Origin of the sequence: Thioclava sp. F1Mire-8, assembly GCF_002213165.1 — a bacterium.
In the GTDB taxonomy this organism is placed as follows: Bacteria; Pseudomonadota; Alphaproteobacteria; order Rhodobacterales; family Rhodobacteraceae; genus Thioclava; species Thioclava nitratireducens.
The window spans coordinates 67,725-83,206 of sequence record NZ_NBNY01000004.1; the positions used below are offsets into that span (position 1 = coordinate 67,725).

The 15,482-nt window shown below is 63.7% G+C and carries 19 protein-coding genes; 16 read left to right on the forward strand and 3 right to left on the reverse strand.

What is annotated here, in order from left to right:
• Positions 1-45: 45 nt before the first annotated feature.
• Entirely contained in the window at positions 46-438 is a 393-nt protein-coding gene (locus B6V75_RS13895; RefSeq protein ID WP_088720094.1) for a hypothetical protein, read from the reverse strand.
• 159 nt (positions 439-597) lie between these two features.
• Here B6V75_RS13895 and B6V75_RS13900 point away from each other — a divergent pair, with 159 nt between their 5' ends.
• A complete protein-coding gene (locus B6V75_RS13900; protein ID WP_088720095.1) occupies positions 598-1,203 on the forward strand; it encodes a hypothetical protein in 606 nt (201 codons plus the stop codon).
• A gap of 63 nt (positions 1,204-1,266) precedes the next feature.
• Here the strand turns inward: B6V75_RS13900 and ilvC are convergent, their stop codons facing one another.
• The gene (ilvC, locus tag B6V75_RS13905) at positions 1,267-2,385 is read right to left on the reverse strand and encodes a ketol-acid reductoisomerase (RefSeq protein WP_088720096.1); all 1,119 of its coding nucleotides are present in this window, start codon (positions 2,383-2,385) and stop codon (positions 1,267-1,269) included.
• Between the two features lie 29 nt (positions 2,386-2,414).
• Between ilvC and B6V75_RS13910 the strand changes: the two genes are divergently transcribed.
• From B6V75_RS13910 to ureC, 7 genes are all read left to right on the forward strand, one after another.
• Positions 2,415-2,873 (forward strand): Lrp/AsnC family transcriptional regulator, encoded by a 459-nt coding sequence (locus B6V75_RS13910; protein WP_075776948.1) that lies wholly within the window; start codon positions 2,415-2,417, stop codon positions 2,871-2,873.
• Entirely contained in the window at positions 2,870-3,331 is a 462-nt protein-coding gene (locus B6V75_RS13915; protein WP_075776947.1) for an Lrp/AsnC family transcriptional regulator, read from the forward strand. The genes B6V75_RS13910 and B6V75_RS13915 overlap by 4 nt, the downstream gene beginning before the upstream one ends.
• Positions 3,332-3,508: 177 nt before the next feature.
• Complete coding sequence (locus tag B6V75_RS13920) at positions 3,509-4,294, forward strand: urease accessory protein UreD (RefSeq protein WP_346393648.1); 786 nt, start codon at positions 3,509-3,511, stop codon at positions 4,292-4,294.
• A gap of 9 nt (positions 4,295-4,303) precedes the next feature.
• Positions 4,304-4,606: an urease subunit gamma gene (locus tag B6V75_RS13925; RefSeq protein ID WP_075776945.1), complete on the forward strand. Its 303-nt coding sequence runs from the start codon at positions 4,304-4,306 to the stop codon at positions 4,604-4,606.
• A 59-nt stretch (positions 4,607-4,665) separates the two neighbouring features.
• Entirely contained in the window at positions 4,666-4,845 is a 180-nt protein-coding gene (locus tag B6V75_RS13930; RefSeq protein ID WP_088724809.1) for a hypothetical protein, read from the forward strand.
• 4 nt (positions 4,846-4,849) lie between these two features.
• A complete protein-coding gene (locus B6V75_RS13935) occupies positions 4,850-5,155 on the forward strand; it encodes an urease subunit beta (protein WP_088720099.1) in 306 nt (101 codons plus the stop codon).
• Positions 5,155-6,861, forward strand: coding sequence for an urease subunit alpha (ureC, locus tag B6V75_RS13940; RefSeq protein WP_088720100.1), 1,707 nt, complete (start codon positions 5,155-5,157; stop codon positions 6,859-6,861). Before B6V75_RS13935 ends, ureC begins: the two co-directional genes overlap by 1 nt.
• A gap of 8 nt (positions 6,862-6,869) precedes the next feature.
• Here the strand turns inward: ureC and B6V75_RS13945 are convergent, their stop codons facing one another.
• Positions 6,870-7,220, reverse strand: a complete 351-nt coding sequence (locus B6V75_RS13945; RefSeq protein ID WP_088720101.1) for a hypothetical protein — start codon at positions 7,218-7,220, stop codon at positions 6,870-6,872.
• 67 nt (positions 7,221-7,287) lie between these two features.
• On the opposite strand from B6V75_RS13945, the gene B6V75_RS13950 reads away from it, so the two are divergent.
• The 8 genes from B6V75_RS13950 (at position 7,288) to urtE (ending at position 15,453) form a co-directional block, all read left to right on the forward strand.
• On the forward strand, positions 7,288-7,776 hold the full coding sequence (locus B6V75_RS13950) for an urease accessory protein UreE (protein ID WP_088720102.1): 489 nt from the start codon (positions 7,288-7,290) through the stop codon (positions 7,774-7,776).
• Positions 7,769-8,407: an urease accessory UreF family protein gene (locus B6V75_RS13955; RefSeq protein WP_088720292.1), complete on the forward strand. Its 639-nt coding sequence runs from the start codon at positions 7,769-7,771 to the stop codon at positions 8,405-8,407. Before B6V75_RS13950 ends, B6V75_RS13955 begins: the two co-directional genes overlap by 8 nt.
• 9 nt (positions 8,408-8,416) lie before the next feature.
• Positions 8,417-9,043 (forward strand): urease accessory protein UreG, encoded by a 627-nt coding sequence (ureG, locus tag B6V75_RS13960; RefSeq protein WP_075776938.1) that lies wholly within the window; start codon positions 8,417-8,419, stop codon positions 9,041-9,043.
• A 291-nt stretch (positions 9,044-9,334) separates the two neighbouring features.
• Positions 9,335-10,615 (forward strand): urea ABC transporter substrate-binding protein, encoded by a 1,281-nt coding sequence (urtA, locus tag B6V75_RS13965; RefSeq protein WP_168174493.1) that lies wholly within the window; start codon positions 9,335-9,337, stop codon positions 10,613-10,615.
• 58 nt (positions 10,616-10,673) lie between these two features.
• Positions 10,674-12,656: an urea ABC transporter permease subunit UrtB gene (gene urtB, locus B6V75_RS13970; protein ID WP_088720103.1), complete on the forward strand. Its 1,983-nt coding sequence runs from the start codon at positions 10,674-10,676 to the stop codon at positions 12,654-12,656.
• Between the two features lie 94 nt (positions 12,657-12,750).
• Complete coding sequence (gene urtC / locus B6V75_RS13975) at positions 12,751-13,974, forward strand: urea ABC transporter permease subunit UrtC (RefSeq protein ID WP_088720104.1); 1,224 nt, start codon at positions 12,751-12,753, stop codon at positions 13,972-13,974.
• The gene (urtD, locus tag B6V75_RS13980; protein WP_088720105.1) at positions 13,971-14,741 is read left to right on the forward strand and encodes an urea ABC transporter ATP-binding protein UrtD; all 771 of its coding nucleotides are present in this window, start codon (positions 13,971-13,973) and stop codon (positions 14,739-14,741) included. Before urtC ends, urtD begins: the two co-directional genes overlap by 4 nt.
• Before the next feature lie 16 nt (positions 14,742-14,757).
• Positions 14,758-15,453 carry an urea ABC transporter ATP-binding subunit UrtE gene (urtE, locus tag B6V75_RS13985; protein ID WP_075776995.1) on the forward strand — a complete coding sequence of 232 codons (696 nt, stop codon included), beginning with the start codon at positions 14,758-14,760 and terminating at the stop codon, positions 15,451-15,453.
• Positions 15,454-15,482: the final 29 nt, after the last annotated feature.

Here is a 15,482-nt window from a genome sequence, read left to right on the forward strand (position 1 = left end):
TATTGGAAGAGCGAATTAGGGGGGGGGCGTCGCGCCCCCATTTGCTTACTGGCCGAAGAGGTCCAGCCCCAGCCAGATCAGGGCAACCGCTTCGAACACGGTCCAGAGCACGCCCGCCCACCGCCAGAATGTCGGACCCGCCTCCGCGCGCCAGACCGAACGGATGAGCCCGACCAGCACCGCGATCCGGTAGATCCCGGCCGCCACGGCGAAGCTTCCGAAGAACCCGCCAAGATGGCCCGGCGAGATCAGTGCGGTGAACAATGCCATGATCACGATCAGCGGCACCACCACCAGCGCGGGTCCGTAATTGCCAGCCCAGAACGTATCTCCCGGCGCGAGCCGTCCGGCGAAGAGATCGCCGAACCATTTCGGGGTGAAGAATTTTGCGCGCTCCTCGAAGATCGCTTCGAGTTCGTCGTGGTCGGGTCCGGCCATCTGCTTCCCTTTCAATTCGCGGAACTGTGACAAGAACGCCGTGGCCCCGCAAGGCGGCGCGCTGCCGCGGTCGCGCCTGAAGTGACCAAAACGTGACTGAACTTCAAGGCTTTCCGCCGCCTTGGGGCAGTGGAGGGACGAAATTTATGGAGGCGCGTCATGGACCAATCGTCCTTATTTCCCACATCCGATTTCTGGCCGCTCGCAGTCGGCTTCCTGTCCCTCTCGATCAACTATTTCGTTCAGGGCGGTGCGGCCGTCGCCAATGGGCCGAGCTGGTCGGGTGACCCGCTGGCGCAGGAACGAACCCTGGGCCTCTGGGGCATCTTCCTCGGTGGCTTCGGGCAGCTTCTGACCGGCATCTATCTGATGATCGGCCTGACCTGGTTCCCGGTCTTCGCCAACGCGGCCCCGCTTTACATGGCGGCGGTCGCGTTCTCTCTTTACGGCATCCACTGGTTCGTCATTGGCCTGCGACGCTACACCCATTCCGATCCCGGGCCGGAGGCGTGGATGGCGATTCCGCTGTTCGGGCTGAGCGCGATGGGCACCATCTCGTTCTGGGGCAATGGCGACATCCCGGCCGCGATCCTCTTCATCGGCCTGATGCTGATCTATCTCGCCGAGCTGGGCGCCCGCTGGACCAATAGCGAGGCGGCGGAGAAAACCGGCGGCGTGTTCCAGCTCCTGACCGGCGCGTGGCTCTTCTACCTCGCCTGGGGCGTGACGATGAACATGGCCAATGGCGCGAGCTACTGGGTGTAACTCGACCAAAAAAGAACCCCCGGCACTTAGGCCGGGGGTTCGACTTCGTGGAAGCCGTGCAGATCAGTTGCGCGACTTGTCGACCATCTTGCCCTTGGAGATCCAGGGCATCATGGCGCGAAGCTTCTCGCCGACTTGCTCGATCTCGTGCTCGTCGTTGATGCGACGGGTCGCCTTGAAGAAGGGCTGGCCGACCGCGTTTTCCTGCATGAAGTCACGCACGAACTTGCCGGTCTGGATGTCGGTCAGGACCTCCTTCATGCGCTTCTTGGTTTCCTCGTAGGGGAGGATGCGCGGACCCGAGACATACTCGCCGTATTCGGCGGTGTTCGAGATCGAGTAGTTCATGTTCGCGATGCCGCCTTCATAGATCAGGTCGACGATCAGCTTCACTTCGTGGAGGCACTCGAAATAGGCCATTTCCGGCTCGTAACCGGCTTCCACGAGGGTCTCGAAGCCCATGCGGATCAGCTCGACGAGGCCGCCGCAGAGAACCGCTTGCTCGCCGAACAGGTCGGTTTCGCATTCCTGACGGAAGTTGGTCTCGATGATGCCCGAGCGGCCGCCACCGATGGCCGAGCAGTAGCTCAGCGCGATGTCCTGCGCCTTGCCGGTCGCGTCGTTTTCAACCGCGAAGAGGCAGGGCACGCCGCCGCCCTTGGTGTATTCGCCGCGCACGGTGTGACCCGGGCCTTTCGGCGCCATCATGATCACGTCGATGCCGGGCTTCGGCTCGATCAGGCCGAAATGAACGTTCAGGCCGTGGGCGAACGCGATCGCCGAGCCTTCTTTCAGGTTCTCATGGACATACTTCTTGTAGGTCTCGGCCTGAAGTTCGTCGGGCATGGTGAACATGATCACATCGCACCAAGCAGCCGCTTCGGCGATGCCCATAACCTGCAGGCCTTCGGCTTCGGCTTTCGCTTTCGAGGGCGAGCCGTCACGCAGCGCAACGGCCACGTTCTTCGCGCCCGAGTCGCGCAGGTTCAGCGCGTGTGCGTGGCCCTGCGAGCCGTAGCCGAGAATGGCGACTTTCTTGTCCTTGATCAGGTTCACATCGCAATCGCGATCATAATAGACGCGCATGGCGTTCCTCCTTCTTGTCTGAGTGTGAGAATAGGAGGTTCTTCGCGAATATGCGTGCAGAAGTTGAGAATATTCGCTAAAGCGAGTAAAAATCATTCGCACTATTAGGCAATATCGGAAAATTCATGCAGATTGACGATACGGACCGCCGGATATTGCGTCAGATGATGGCGGAGCCGGGGCTTCCTTCTGCCGAACTGGCCGAACGCGCCGGCGTGACGCCCGCGACCTGTTGGCGCCGGATCGAGAAGCTTCGCGAAGGGGGCGTGATCCGTGGCGAAGAGGCGCTGATCGACTGGCACGCTCTCGGCTGGGCGGTCGAGGTGTCTCTGCGCTTCACCTTGGACAAAACCAATCCGCGCGCCTTCGACGAATTCATCGCCGCCGCGCGCGAGGTTCCCGAAGTCATTGAAATCCAGAGCTTCCTCGGTTCCACCGATATGCGCCTGCAGGTGATCGCCCGCGACATGGCGCATTATCAGGAGATTTACCGCAATCGCATCCTGACCCTGCCGCATATCTCCGAACTCGACGCGCTGATGCTCATCGCGACGATCAAGTCCAGCGCGGAGCTGCCGATATGAGCCTCGATCTCGACGATCTGGACCGCCAGTTGCTGCGCGCGCTGAGTCGCGATTCCACGCAAAGTGCGGGCGCTCTGGGCCGCAAGCTTGGCCTCTCGCAGCCCGCGACATGGCGGCGAATCCGTCGCATGCAGGAGGCGGGAGTCATCGCCGGCCGGCGCGTGATCGTCGATCCCGAGGCGCTTGGCTTCGGGGTGACGGTGTTTCTGGGCGTGAAACTCGCGGCGAAGGGCCGCGTCAGCCTAGAGGATTTCGAGCGCGCGGTCACCGCGATCCCAGAGGTGCAGCTCGTGCAACACGTCCTCGGGCTTTTTGATTACCGGCTACGCGTCACCGCCCGTGATCTGCCTGACTTTGAGCGGGTCCTGCGGCGTCGCATCATGACCTTGCCCGGGGTCGGTCAGGTCGAGGCGAATGTGCTCCTCAGCGAGGAACGCCGCCCCGGTCCCTTGGGCTGATTCATATTGGCTTAAAAAAGGGGCGAACTGCGCGCCAAATAGGCACGGCCGTCGTTCCGCATCGATCAAAGCCGGATCTGCGCGTGCAGGGCATGGACCGCCCCGTTGCTGCGGTCTTGGATCGAAGCGGAGGGACCGATGTTCGACGCGAAGCTTCAGACCAAATCTGCCGTCCGGATGCAGCGTTCGCGCGGCGCGGCGCGGGCCGGCTTTTCCGGCGCGCGGCTGACCGGATTGCACCAAAGCGGGTCTGCCAAGGCCATTCTGCCGCGCGTTCCCGGTTCGCCGGAGGTGGTTTTCCTGAATACTTCCGGTGGTTTGACCTCTGGCGATACGCTGTCCTACGAAACCGAACTGGACGCGGGCGCAATGCTCGTCGCGACGACACAAGCCGCCGAGCGTGCCTATCGCGCCGACGATGGGCCTGCGCAGGTTGAGGTGCGGCACAGTGTCGGCTCCGGCTGCCATCTGGATTGGCTGCCGCAGGAGACGATCCTCTTCGACCGCGCGAAGCTGGCCCGCGACACGACGATCTCACTGGCCTCCAATGCGTCCTGCCTGATGCTCGAGGCAGTGGTGCTCGGCCGGGCCGCGATGGGCGAGCAGGTGCGGGACTTACAGTTTTTCGACATGCGTCGGATCGAACGCGCCGGAAAACCAGTGTTTTTCGAGCCCTTCTTGTTGAATTCCGACATTTTGGCAAAGGGGCCCCGAAGTACTGTTCTGGGAGAGGCCCGTGCTTTTGCGACGCTCGTTCTGTGTCGGCAAGGCGCGGAAGACGCGGTGGAGCCCCTGCGCGCGGTGCTCGATGAGCCGGGCGTCGAGGGAGCGGCCTCGGGCTTCGACGGCAAATGCGTCATTCGCCTGCTCGCGCAGGACGGCTGGCCGATGCGGCGACAAACTCTACGACTTTTCAATGCGTTGCGGCGCAATCAAGCGGCGCCGCGCGTGTGGCAGATCTGAGGAAATACGATGAACCTGACACCGAGGGAAAAGGACAAGCTGCTGATCAGCGTTGCCGCGATGGTCGCGCGCAACCGGCTGGAACGCGGCGTGAAGCTCAATCACCCGGAAGCCATTGCAATCATTTCGGATTTCGTCGTCGAGGGAGCCCGCGAGGGCCGCTCCGTCGCCGATCTGATGGAGGCGGGGGCAGGGGTGATCTCGGCCGATCAATGCATGGAGGGCATCCCCGAGATGATCCATTCCATTCAGGTCGAGGCGACCTTCCCGGACGGGACGAAGCTGGTCACCGTCCATCATCCGATCCGCTGAGATAAGTTCAGCTTATACAGACCGATCCGAAATAAGTTTTGCTAATGAAAGGCCGTCCGATGAAATTTGTAGCTGCACTCGCCGTCCTCGCCCCCGCCGCCGCACTGGCCCATCCCGGCCACGGCGCCGGAAGCACATGGTTTTTCCACGACGGTCCGCTGATCGGGCTGCTTGCGCTCGCAGTGGTCGCCTATGTCGGACCGGAATTGGCGCGCGCGCTGCGCCGCAACAAGGAGTGAGCCGATGATCCCCGGAGAAATCCTGCCCGCTTTGGGCGAGATCACGCTGAATGAGGGCTGCGAGGCGATCATGCTGATGGTCGCCAATACCGGCGACCGCCCGGTGCAGGTTGGCTCGCATTACCATTTCGCGGAGACCAATCCGGGGTTGGAGTTCGACCGGGACGCCGCACGCGGTTACCGGCTGGACATCGCGGCCGGAACGGCGGTGCGGTTCGAGCCGGGCCAGAGTCGCGAAGTGCGGCTGGTGCCCTATCGCGGGTCGCGCGAAGTCTATGGATTCAATCAGAAAGTTATGGGGGCGCTCTGATGCCGGCTTCGATCTCGCGTAGCACCTATGCCGATATGTTCGGCCCCACCACCGGCGACCGGGTGCGGCTCGCCGACACCGATCTGATCATCGAGGTCGAGCGCGACCTGACCACCTATGGCGAGGAGGTCAAGTTCGGCGGCGGCAAGGTGATCCGCGACGGCATGGGGCAGAGCCAGGTCTCCCGCGCGGGCGGCGCGGTCGATACGGTGATCACCAATGCGCTGATCGTGGATCATTCGGGGATCTTCAAAGCGGATGTCGGCCTGAAGGATGGGGAGATCGCGGCGATCGGCAAGGCTGGCAATCCGGATACCCAGCCGAATGTCGACATCATCATCGGGCCGGGCACGGAAGTCATTGCCGGGGAAGGGAAAATCCTGACTGCGGGCGGGTTCGACGCTCATATTCACTTCATCTGCCCGCAGCAGATCGAGGATGCGCTGGCCTCCGGCATCACGACGATGCTGGGCGGTGGCACGGGGCCTGCGCATGGCACTCTGGCCACGACCTGTACGCCGGGGCCGTGGCATATCGCGCGGATGTTGCAGGCCTTCGATGCGCTGCCGGTCAACCTCGCGCTGTCAGGCAAAGGTAATGCCTCGCGCCCCGAGGCGCTGGTCGAGATGGTCGAGGGCGGTGCTGCGGCGCTGAAGCTGCACGAGGATTGGGGCACGTCGCCGGGCGCGATTGACTGCTGCCTGTCGGTGGCCGACGACATGGACGTGCAGGTGATGATCCACACCGACACGCTCAACGAGAGCGGCTTCGTCGAGAATACGCTGGCCGCGATCAAGGGCCGGACGATCCACGCCTTCCACACCGAAGGGGCGGGGGGCGGCCATGCGCCGGACATCCTGAAGGTGGTGAGCGCGCCGAACGTGATCCCGTCGTCGACCAACCCGACGCGGCCCTATACGGGCAACACGATCGAAGAGCACCTCGATATGCTGATGGTGTGCCACCACCTTGATAACAAGGTGCCCGAGGATGTGGCCTTCGCGGAAAGCCGCATCCGGAAAGAGACGATCGCGGCCGAAGACATCCTTCATGACATGGGCGCGATGTCGATCATCAGCTCGGACAGTCAGGCGATGGGCCGCGTGGGCGAGGTGATCATCCGCTGCTGGCAGACGGCGGACAAGATGCGCAAGCAGCGCGGGCGTCTGCCGGAAGAGCAGGGCGATAATGACAACGTGCGGGTGAAGCGGTTCATCGCGAAATACACGATCAACCCGGCGATTACCCACGGTATGAGTCAGCATATCGGCTCGGTCGAGGTCGGCAAGCGCGCCGATCTGGTGCTGTGGAACCCGGCCTTCTTCGGCGCGAAGCCCGACATGGTGCTGATTGGCGGCTCGATCGCCTCGGCGCAGATGGGCGACCCGAACGGCTCGATCCCGGCGCAACCTTTCTACACGCGCAACATGTTCGGGGCGCTTGGCGGGGCGCGGTACGCAAGCTCGGTCACTTTCATCAGTCAGGCGGCGCAAGCCAACGGGCTGGCTGCGAGCCTTGGGCTCCAGAAACAGACGCTGGCCGTTGAGGGCACGCGCAGCATCGGCAAGGCGCAGATGATCCACAACGCTGCGACGCCCGAGATCGACGTCCATCCCGAGACTTACGAAGTGCGTGCGGATGGCGAATTGCTGACCTGCGAACCGGCGGAGGTTCTGCCGCTGGCGCAGCGGTATTTCCTGTTCTGAGGATGGGGTCAGCGGCTGGATACGAGGCGCTGCCCGGCGTCGGCAGGCGCTTCCGCGACGAGTTCCGGGAGCAGGCAACTCGCCGGTTCGTGCGGCGACGTTTGCAATCTGCGGGTGACCTTCTCGCGCTGAAAGGCCGTATCGTTGCGGATTTCGGGGGGCAGGAGGCGCGGTTCGAACACTTTGCGGCGGCTGGTGACGATCTCGACCTTCGTCCAGCGGCCGAGGCAGGGCATGTCGGGCCGGGTGAGGTAAGCTTCCCGCAGTTCGGCCTCGCGGCGTCGCAATCGCGCGATCTGGGCGCGGATCTGGGCCAGCTCGTCCGCGGGGGCGCGTGGGTCGAAGCAATGATGGAACATCGAAATCTCCTTCGCTGCGAGCATGCTGCGGCGGGAGGTTTGAGAAATCGTTAAAGGGTGCAAGACAATGAGTGATTATCCCAAGGCTGAAAAAGTGGCGCCCAAGGGTGCGTGGCAGGCGGCGGTGGACCATGTGGCGCTGGATTACGAGGGGCGTTTCCTGCGCCGCAAGCGGCTGGTCGCAGGCTCGGGCGCGGGGTTTCTTGTGGACCTGCCGGAGGTGATGAACCTCACGGGCGGCGAGGCCTTCGTGCTCGAAGACGGGCGGTTCATCGAGGTGCGCCCGGCGCTGGAGCCGGTGCTGGTGGTGACGGGCGATCTGACGCGGCTGGCCTGGCATATCGGCAACCGTCACACGCCGTGCCAGATCGAGGCGGACCGGCTGGTGATCCGCGCCGATCACGTGCTGGAGGCGATGCTGAAGCAGTTGGGGGCCGAGGTCGCGTCCGCGGTCGAGACCTTCCAGCCAGAGGGGGGCGCCTACGGGATGGGGCGCACGATGGGGCATGAACACGGGCATTCGCACGGCCACGACCATCATCACGACCATGCCTGATCCGACCGCGCCCCTGTCGCTGATGCAATGGCTCTCCCCGGCCTTTCCGACCGGGGCGTTCGCCTATTCTCATGGACTTGAGCAGGCAGTGGCCGCGGACGAGATCGGGGATGCGGCGGCGTTCGCGATTTGGCTGGGCGATGTGCTGGAGCATGGCGCGGGCTGGTCGGATGCGGTGCTGCTGGCCTGCGGGCTGCGCGGCTGCGATCTTGACGAGCTGGATGCGCTGGGACGTGCGATGGCGGGCTCGGCCGAGCGGCTGCGCGAGACGGCGGAGCAGGGCGCCGCCTTCACGTTGGCGCAGGCGGGGTTGCGGGGCGTCAAACTGCCGCCGCGAGTGCTGCCGGTCGCCGTGGCCGAGGCGGCGCGCGATCTGGACCTTCCCGCGGAGCAGGTGATTTCACTTTTCCAACATTCTTTCGCGTCGAACCTGGTCTCTGCAGCGGTCAGACTTGTTCCTTTGGGACAAATCGCCGGGCAGACGGTCTTGAGCGACCTGCACGGAAAAATCGCCGAGATCGCGGCACGCGCGGCGCAGGCGGAACTGACGGACCTGAGCTTCAGCGCCTTTCGCGCCGAGGTTTCGGCCATGAAACACGAGACGCTCGATGTGCGTCTCTTCAAGACTTGAGGTGAAGATATGGGCAACGGACCTTTGCGCGTGGGAATTGGCGGACCGGTGGGCGTGGGCAAGACCACGCTGACCGAGCAACTGGCGCGAGCCTTGGCCGCGCGCGTGTCGATGGCGGTGGTGACGAACGATATTTATACGCGCGAGGATGCAGAGGCACTGATGCGCGCGCAGGTGCTGCCGGGCGAGCGTATTCGCGGCGTCGAGACGGGCGGCTGCCCGCATACGGCGATCCGCGAGGATGCGTCGATCAACCTCGCGGCCATCGCCGATCTGACCGCGAAGCTCCCCGATCTGGAACTGGTGCTGATTGAGAGCGGCGGCGACAATCTGGCCGCGACCTTCTCGCCGGAACTGGCCGATCTGACGATCTACGTGATCGACACGGCGGCGGGGCAGGATATCCCGCGCAAACGCGGACCGGGGCTGACCAAGTCTGATCTTCTGGTGGTGAACAAGGTGGACCTCGCGCCGCATGTGGGCGTCGATCTGGCGCAGCTCGAGGCGGATACGCAAAGCGCGCGCGGGTCGAAGCCTTATGTCATGGCGCGGCTGCGCCAAGGCGCGGGCATCGACGAGGTCGTCGCGTTTCTCGAGCGTGAGGGCGGATTGGCGTTGAAGCCGATTCCAGCCTGACCGCGAAACATTCGCCCATCTATTGGGCGAAAAGTCAGAATTTGTGCGAAAACTTCGGCAGACCCGCCCAACCGGCGGGTTTTTTGCTGCGCGGTGCCGGAATTTTTTGCCGCGCTGCAGCGTGAGGGTTTGGATGTCGGAGGCGCCTTGATGTGTGGCGCGGGGTCGATGGGATGTCCCGAGACCGGTGGCAATAGTGGAGGTTCGGCACCCGCAGAATGAGCCCTTGAAGGGCCGCGCGGGGCTGACGTGAACGAGGGAAATGAAATGATCAATCGGCGTAAACTGATGATGTCCGCGGCGCTGGCCGGGGCCATCTCGATGAGCGGGGGCCTCGCCTTCGCGCAGGAAGACGACAAGATCAAGGTGGGCGTCCTGCACTCGCTATCGGGCACGATGGCGATCTCGGAAACCACGCTCAAGGACACGGTCCTGATGCTGGTCGAGGAGCAGAACAAGAAAGGCGGCATCAACGGCAAGATGCTTGAGGCGGTCGTGGTGGACCCGGCCTCCGACTGGCCGCTGTTTGCGGAAAAAGCGCGCGAGCTGATCACCGTGGACAAGGTCGACGTGATCTTCGGCTGCTGGACGTCCGTGTCGCGGAAATCGGTGCTGCCGGTCCTTGAGGAACTCAACGGCCTGCTGTTCTACCCGGTGCAATACGAGGGCGAGGAAAGCTCGCGCAACGTGTTCTATACCGGCGCTGCCCCGAACCAGCAGGCGATCCCGGCGGTCGATTACTTCCTCGAAGAGCTTGGGGTCGAGAAATTCGCGCTGCTGGGCACGGACTATGTCTATCCGCGCACCACGAACAACATTCTCGAAGCCTACCTGCAGGACAAGGGCATCGCGAAGGAAGATATCTTCGTGAACTACACCCCCTTCGGTCAGTCGGACTGGTCGAAGATCGTCTCCGACGTGAAGGCGCTCGGCGCGGACGGCAAGAAGGTCGGCGTGATCTCGACGATCAACGGCGACGCGAATATCGGCTTCTACAAAGAACTCGCAGCCTCCGGCATCACCGCCGAGGATATCCCCGTCGTGGCCTTCTCGGTCGGCGAAGAGGAGCTGTCCGGTCTCGGCGACGCCGATCTCAAGAACCTTGTCGGTCAGCTGGCCGCCTGGAACTACTTCGAGAGCGCCGACACGCCCGAGAACGCGGCCTTCATCAAGCAGTGGCACGAATTTACCGGCGACGACAGCCGCGTGACCAACGACCCGATGGAAGCCACCTATATCGGCTTCAACATGTGGGTGCAGGCGGTCGAGCAGGTCGACTCCACCGATGTCGACAAGGTCATCGCTGCGATGCCGGGACAGGAGTTCCCGAACCTCACCGGCTCCACCGCGAAGATGCTGCCGAACCACCACCTGACCAAGCCGGTCCTCATCGGCGAGATCATGGAAGACGGTCAGTTCGACATCATCTCGCAGACCGACCCCGTGCCGGGCGACGCCTGGACCGACTTCCTGCCGGAATCGGCAGTGCTCAAGTCTGATTGGCCGGGGCTCGATTGCGGCATGTACAACACCGAGACCGAAACCTGCGTTCAGAAGAAATCGAACTACTGATCGTGTCTTGGCCGGGAGGGGTGCGCCTCTCCCGGCCGTTTCATCCTAAGGGGACGGGATGCGCAAGTTTTTGATCGCGCTCGGGATTGTTCTGGCATTGGCTCTGCCGGGGCTGGCGCAGGATGCGGGCGACGCGCCGCAGGCGGAGGCCACGCAAAGCGAGACGTTCGGGCTGCGCGCTGTTCTTCAGGACTATGCCAAGCAGGTCGCCAAGCCGTCGCGCCGCACCATCGGCCCGGTGATCGAGGCAATCGCTGCTTCGGGCGAGGGGGCCTCGCGCTTCCTGCAGGCCTGGGCCGACAAGCGCGTCGGGCTGCGCGAAAGCGACGGCTCCTTCTTCATCGTGAAGAAATCCGGCAGCGAATACCAACTGAGCGATCCGGTCACCGGAGAGCCTGCGGGCACCGCGCCGAAATCCGATATCGACGAGGTGAAGCCCAATTCCGGCGTCCGCGCCGAGATCGGCGTGGCGCTGGTGCGGTTCCTGCTCAGCGATCCCGATCCGAAGAAACGCCGCGAGGCGCTGACCGCGATCGACCGCAACGGCGAGGCGTCGCATCTGGAGCCCCTGCGCGCCTCGATCCCCGACGAGCCCGACCCTTCGATCAAGGCGGAGAAGCAGCGTCTGGAGCGTTTGCTGACGATCCGCTTCGGCAAGGATGCCGGGGAGCGCGTCGCCGCGATCGACAGTTTCGGGGCCGATCTGGGGCTGGATTTCCGTGCCACGCTGAACCCTCTGGTGGCGACGACCCGCAAGGTCTTTGAAGGCGCGCCCGAGGGCAATGTCGCCAAGACGCTCAAGCCGGGCCGCGATATTTCCGAAGACCAAGCCTATGCGATGCTGGTCTCGGCTGATATGGCGCCGGCGCGGATTTCGGCCTCCGAGATGCAGCAGGCTTTGGCCGCGCATGTGAAGGATGGTCAGGTGGGCGGGCTGCCGCTTGCCGCGATGGCCGATCCGGCCAAGCGTGAAGAAGCCTATGCGACGCTGGCCGCCGCCGGAGAGGTGCCGCAGCGCCTGACCGATGCCGAGGCCGAGGCACTGGTCGCCGATCACCAATTCGCCGATATCTATGCCGAGCCTGACCCGGAAGTGACCGCCGCCGCCGAGGCCGCGCTGACCCGCGTGAGCCGCACGGTGGCTGGGATGCAGACGGTCGATCTCGGTCTCGATGCGCTATCGCTCGCCTCGATCTATTTCCTCGCGGCCATCGGGTTGGCGATCACCTTCGGGGTAATGGGCGTGATCAACATGGCGCATGGCGAGTTCATCACGATGGGGGCTTATACCGGCTATGTCGTGCAGCTCTTCGTGCCCGACTATACGCTATCGATCCTGATCGCGCTGCCGCTGGCCTTCGCCATCACCTTCGGCGCGGGCGTCGCGATGGAGCGGCTGGTGATCCGTTATCTTTACAAACGTCCGCTAGAGACGCTGCTGGCCACCTTCGGCATTTCCATCGCGCTGCAGCAGCTGTTCAAGAATATCTTCGGGACGCAGGCCCGTCCTCTGACTTCGCCGCCGTGGCTGGAGGGGGCGTGGACACTCAACGATGTCGTCTCGATCAGCTATATCCGGATCGCGATCTTCGTGCTCGCGCTGGTATTCCTCGCCCTCTATCTCTGGGTGATGCGCAAGACGCGCCTCGGGCTGGAGGTTCGCGCGGTCACGCAGAACCCCTCGATGGCGGCTTCGATGGGGATAAACCCGGACCGGATCAACATGCTGGCTTTCGGGTTTGGGTCAGGTATTGCCGGGATCGCGGGCGTGGCCATCGGGCTTTTCGCGAAAGTCACCTCCGAGATGGGGCAGGACTATATCGTTCAGAGCTTCATGACGGTCGTGGTCGGCGGCGTCGGCTCGATCTTCGGCACGCTCGCGGGCGCGACCCTGATCGGCGTGCTGCAGAAGGGCATCGAATGGCTGAACCCGTCGAATACGCTCGCGGCGCAGACCTACATGATCCTCTTCATCATCATCTTCATCCAGTTCCGCCCGCGCGGCATCATCGCGCTCAAGGGCCGGGCCGCGGGGGATTGAGCATGAGACAGACCGCTTTCCCTTCCTCTTGGTCCAAATATCCCGCGGGGGCGCGGGGGTACGAAACCCCCGCCGCAACATCGGAGGTTCGCGCATGAAAGCCGGATTTCTCGCCAAGAACCCGTCCGTATTGTGGTTCCTGCTGATCCTCGCGGTCTTCACGCTGGGCGTCACTTTGCTTTCCCATGCCTACGGGCCGGGCGCTATCTCGACCTCGATGGTCAAGACGCTGGGCAAGACGCTGTGCCTGTGCCTGATCGCCATCGCGATGGATCTGGTCTGGGGTTATACGGGCATTCTGTCGCTCGGCCATTTCGCCTTCTTCGGGCTGGGCGGCTACATGATCGGCATGTGGCTGATGTACGAGCGCACCCGCGACATCGTCCTGAAATCGGCGGGCGAGTTCCCGATGACACCGCAGGAGGTGAATGACGCGATCGGCACGCAGATCTTCGGCGTGGTGGGCGGGTCCGATCTACTCGCGATCTGGACCTTCGCGGGCAACCTGCCGATGCAGCTTTTGTTCGTGGTACTGGTGCCGGGGCTCTTGGCGCTGATCTTCGGCTGGCTCGCGTTTCGCTCACGTGTGACGGGCGTGTATCTGTCGATCCTGACGCAGGCGATGACGCTGGCGCTGTCGCTTTACCTCTTCCAGAACGAGAGCGGGCTGCGCGGCAATAACGGGCTTTCGGGGTTGCAGAACATTCCCGGCGTGAGCGCGGGGCAGGATCATCTGTCGATCTGGTTCCTCTGGGCGTCGGCGATTGCGCTCGCGCTTGGCTATATCGCGGCGTCGCTGATCGTTTCGGGCAAGTTCGGCTCGGTCATTCGCGGCATTCGCGACGACGAGGCGCGGGTGCGCTTTCTTGGTTACTCGGTCGAAGGCTACAAGCTGTTCGTCTTCACCCTGACGGCGGTGATCGCGGCCATCGCGGGCGCGCTCTATTACCCGCAGGCGGGGATCATCAATCCGGGCGAGATGGCGCCCATCGCCTCGATCTACCTCGCGGTCTGGGTCGCTATCGGCGGGCGCGGGCGGCTTTATGGTGCGGTAATGGGGGCGGCCTTCGTCTCCATCGTCTCGAGCTGGTTCACTGGCGGCCGCGTCCCCGATCTGCCGCTGGGCTTCTACACGATCGACTGGGTCGATTGGTGGCAGGTGCTGTTGGGGCTCGCCTTCGTGCTGGTGACCTTGTTCGCACCGAAAGGGCTGTCGGGACTGATCGATCTCTTCGAAGGCATCCGCCGCCCGAACCGCCATGGCGCGCCGCTTGGCCCCGACAAGGGCTCGTTCCGGGAAGAGGAGGCGCAGGAATGAATGTCGCGGTCAAACCGGGGGCGGGAGCGCAGACCCTGCTGGAGGTCTCGGGCATCTCCGTCAGCTTCGACGGGTTCAAGGCGATCAACAACCTGAGCTTCAATATCGGCCCGTCCGAGTTGCGCGCGGTGATCGGGCCGAACGGGGCAGGCAAGACGACATTCATGGATATCGTGACCGGCAAGACGCGGCCCGACGAGGGCTCGGTGCTGTGGGGCGAAAGTTCGACCAATCTGCTGCGGCTCAATGAGGCGAAGATCGCGCGGATCGGGATCGGGCGGAAGTTTCAGAAGCCCACCGTCTTCGAGGATCAGACCGTCACCGAGAACTTGATGATGGCGCTCAAGGCCAATCGCAGCCCTTTCGCGGTGCTGGGCTGGAAGGCGGGGGCTGCCGATCGGGCGCGCGTCGAGGAGATCGCGGCGCAGGTGGGCCTCGCCGATCAGCTGCCGCGCAAATCGGGCGAGCTGAGCCACGGGCAGAAGCAATGGTTGGAGATCGGGATGCTCCTGGCGCAGGAGCCGAAGCTGTTGCTGGTCGACGAGCCCGCTGCCGGGATGACCTTGGCCGAGCGCGAGCAGACGACCGCGCTTTTGGTCGATCTGGCGCGCGATCATGCGGTGGTCGTGGTCGAGCATGACATGGAATTCGTGCGCCGTCTGAACTGCAAGGTGACGGTGCTGCATGAGGGGGCGGTTCTGGCGGAAGGCTCGCTCGACCATGTGACCGCCGACAAACGCGTGATCGAGGTGTATCTTGGCCGCTGATCTGACAAAACCCGCGATGCTGAAGACCGAGGGGCTGACGCTTCATTACGGCGGCAGCCAGATCCTCCACGGGATCGACATGGTGGCGCGTGCGGGCGAGGTGACCTGCATCATGGGCACCAACGGGGTGGGCAAGACCTCGCTGCTGAAGGCGATCTCCGGGACGCATCTGCGCTCGGGCGGGTCTGTTACGCTGGATGGCGCGGAGATGGGGCGTGTGCCGCCACAGGCGATGGCGAAGGCGGGTCTGGGTTACGTGCCGCAGGGCCGGATGATCTTCCCGCTGTTGACGGTGCGCGAGAATATGGAGACGGCTTTCGCCTGTCTGCCGAAATCCGAGCATGTCATCCCGGATGAGATTTACGAGCTGTTCCCGATCCTGAAGGACTTCCTCAATCGCCGGGGCGGGGATCTCTCGGGCGGGCAGCAGCAGCAGCTCGCCATAGCCCGCGCGATGCTGATGAAGCCGAAGCTACTGCTGCTGGACGAGCCGACCGAGGGCATCCAGCCCAACATCATCCAGCAGATCGGGCGGGTGATTTCCTACCTGCGCGAAAAGGGGGATATGGCGATCGTGCTGGTAGAGCAGTATTTCGACTTCGCGCATGATCTGGGCGATAGTTTCTACGTGCTCAAACGCGGCGCGGTCGCAATGGAGGGCACGAAGGAGACGCTCACCCGCGAGGCGCTGCGCGAGGTAGTGAGCGTCTGAGGCGGCGGGCGGCGTCCGAGCGTCGGATA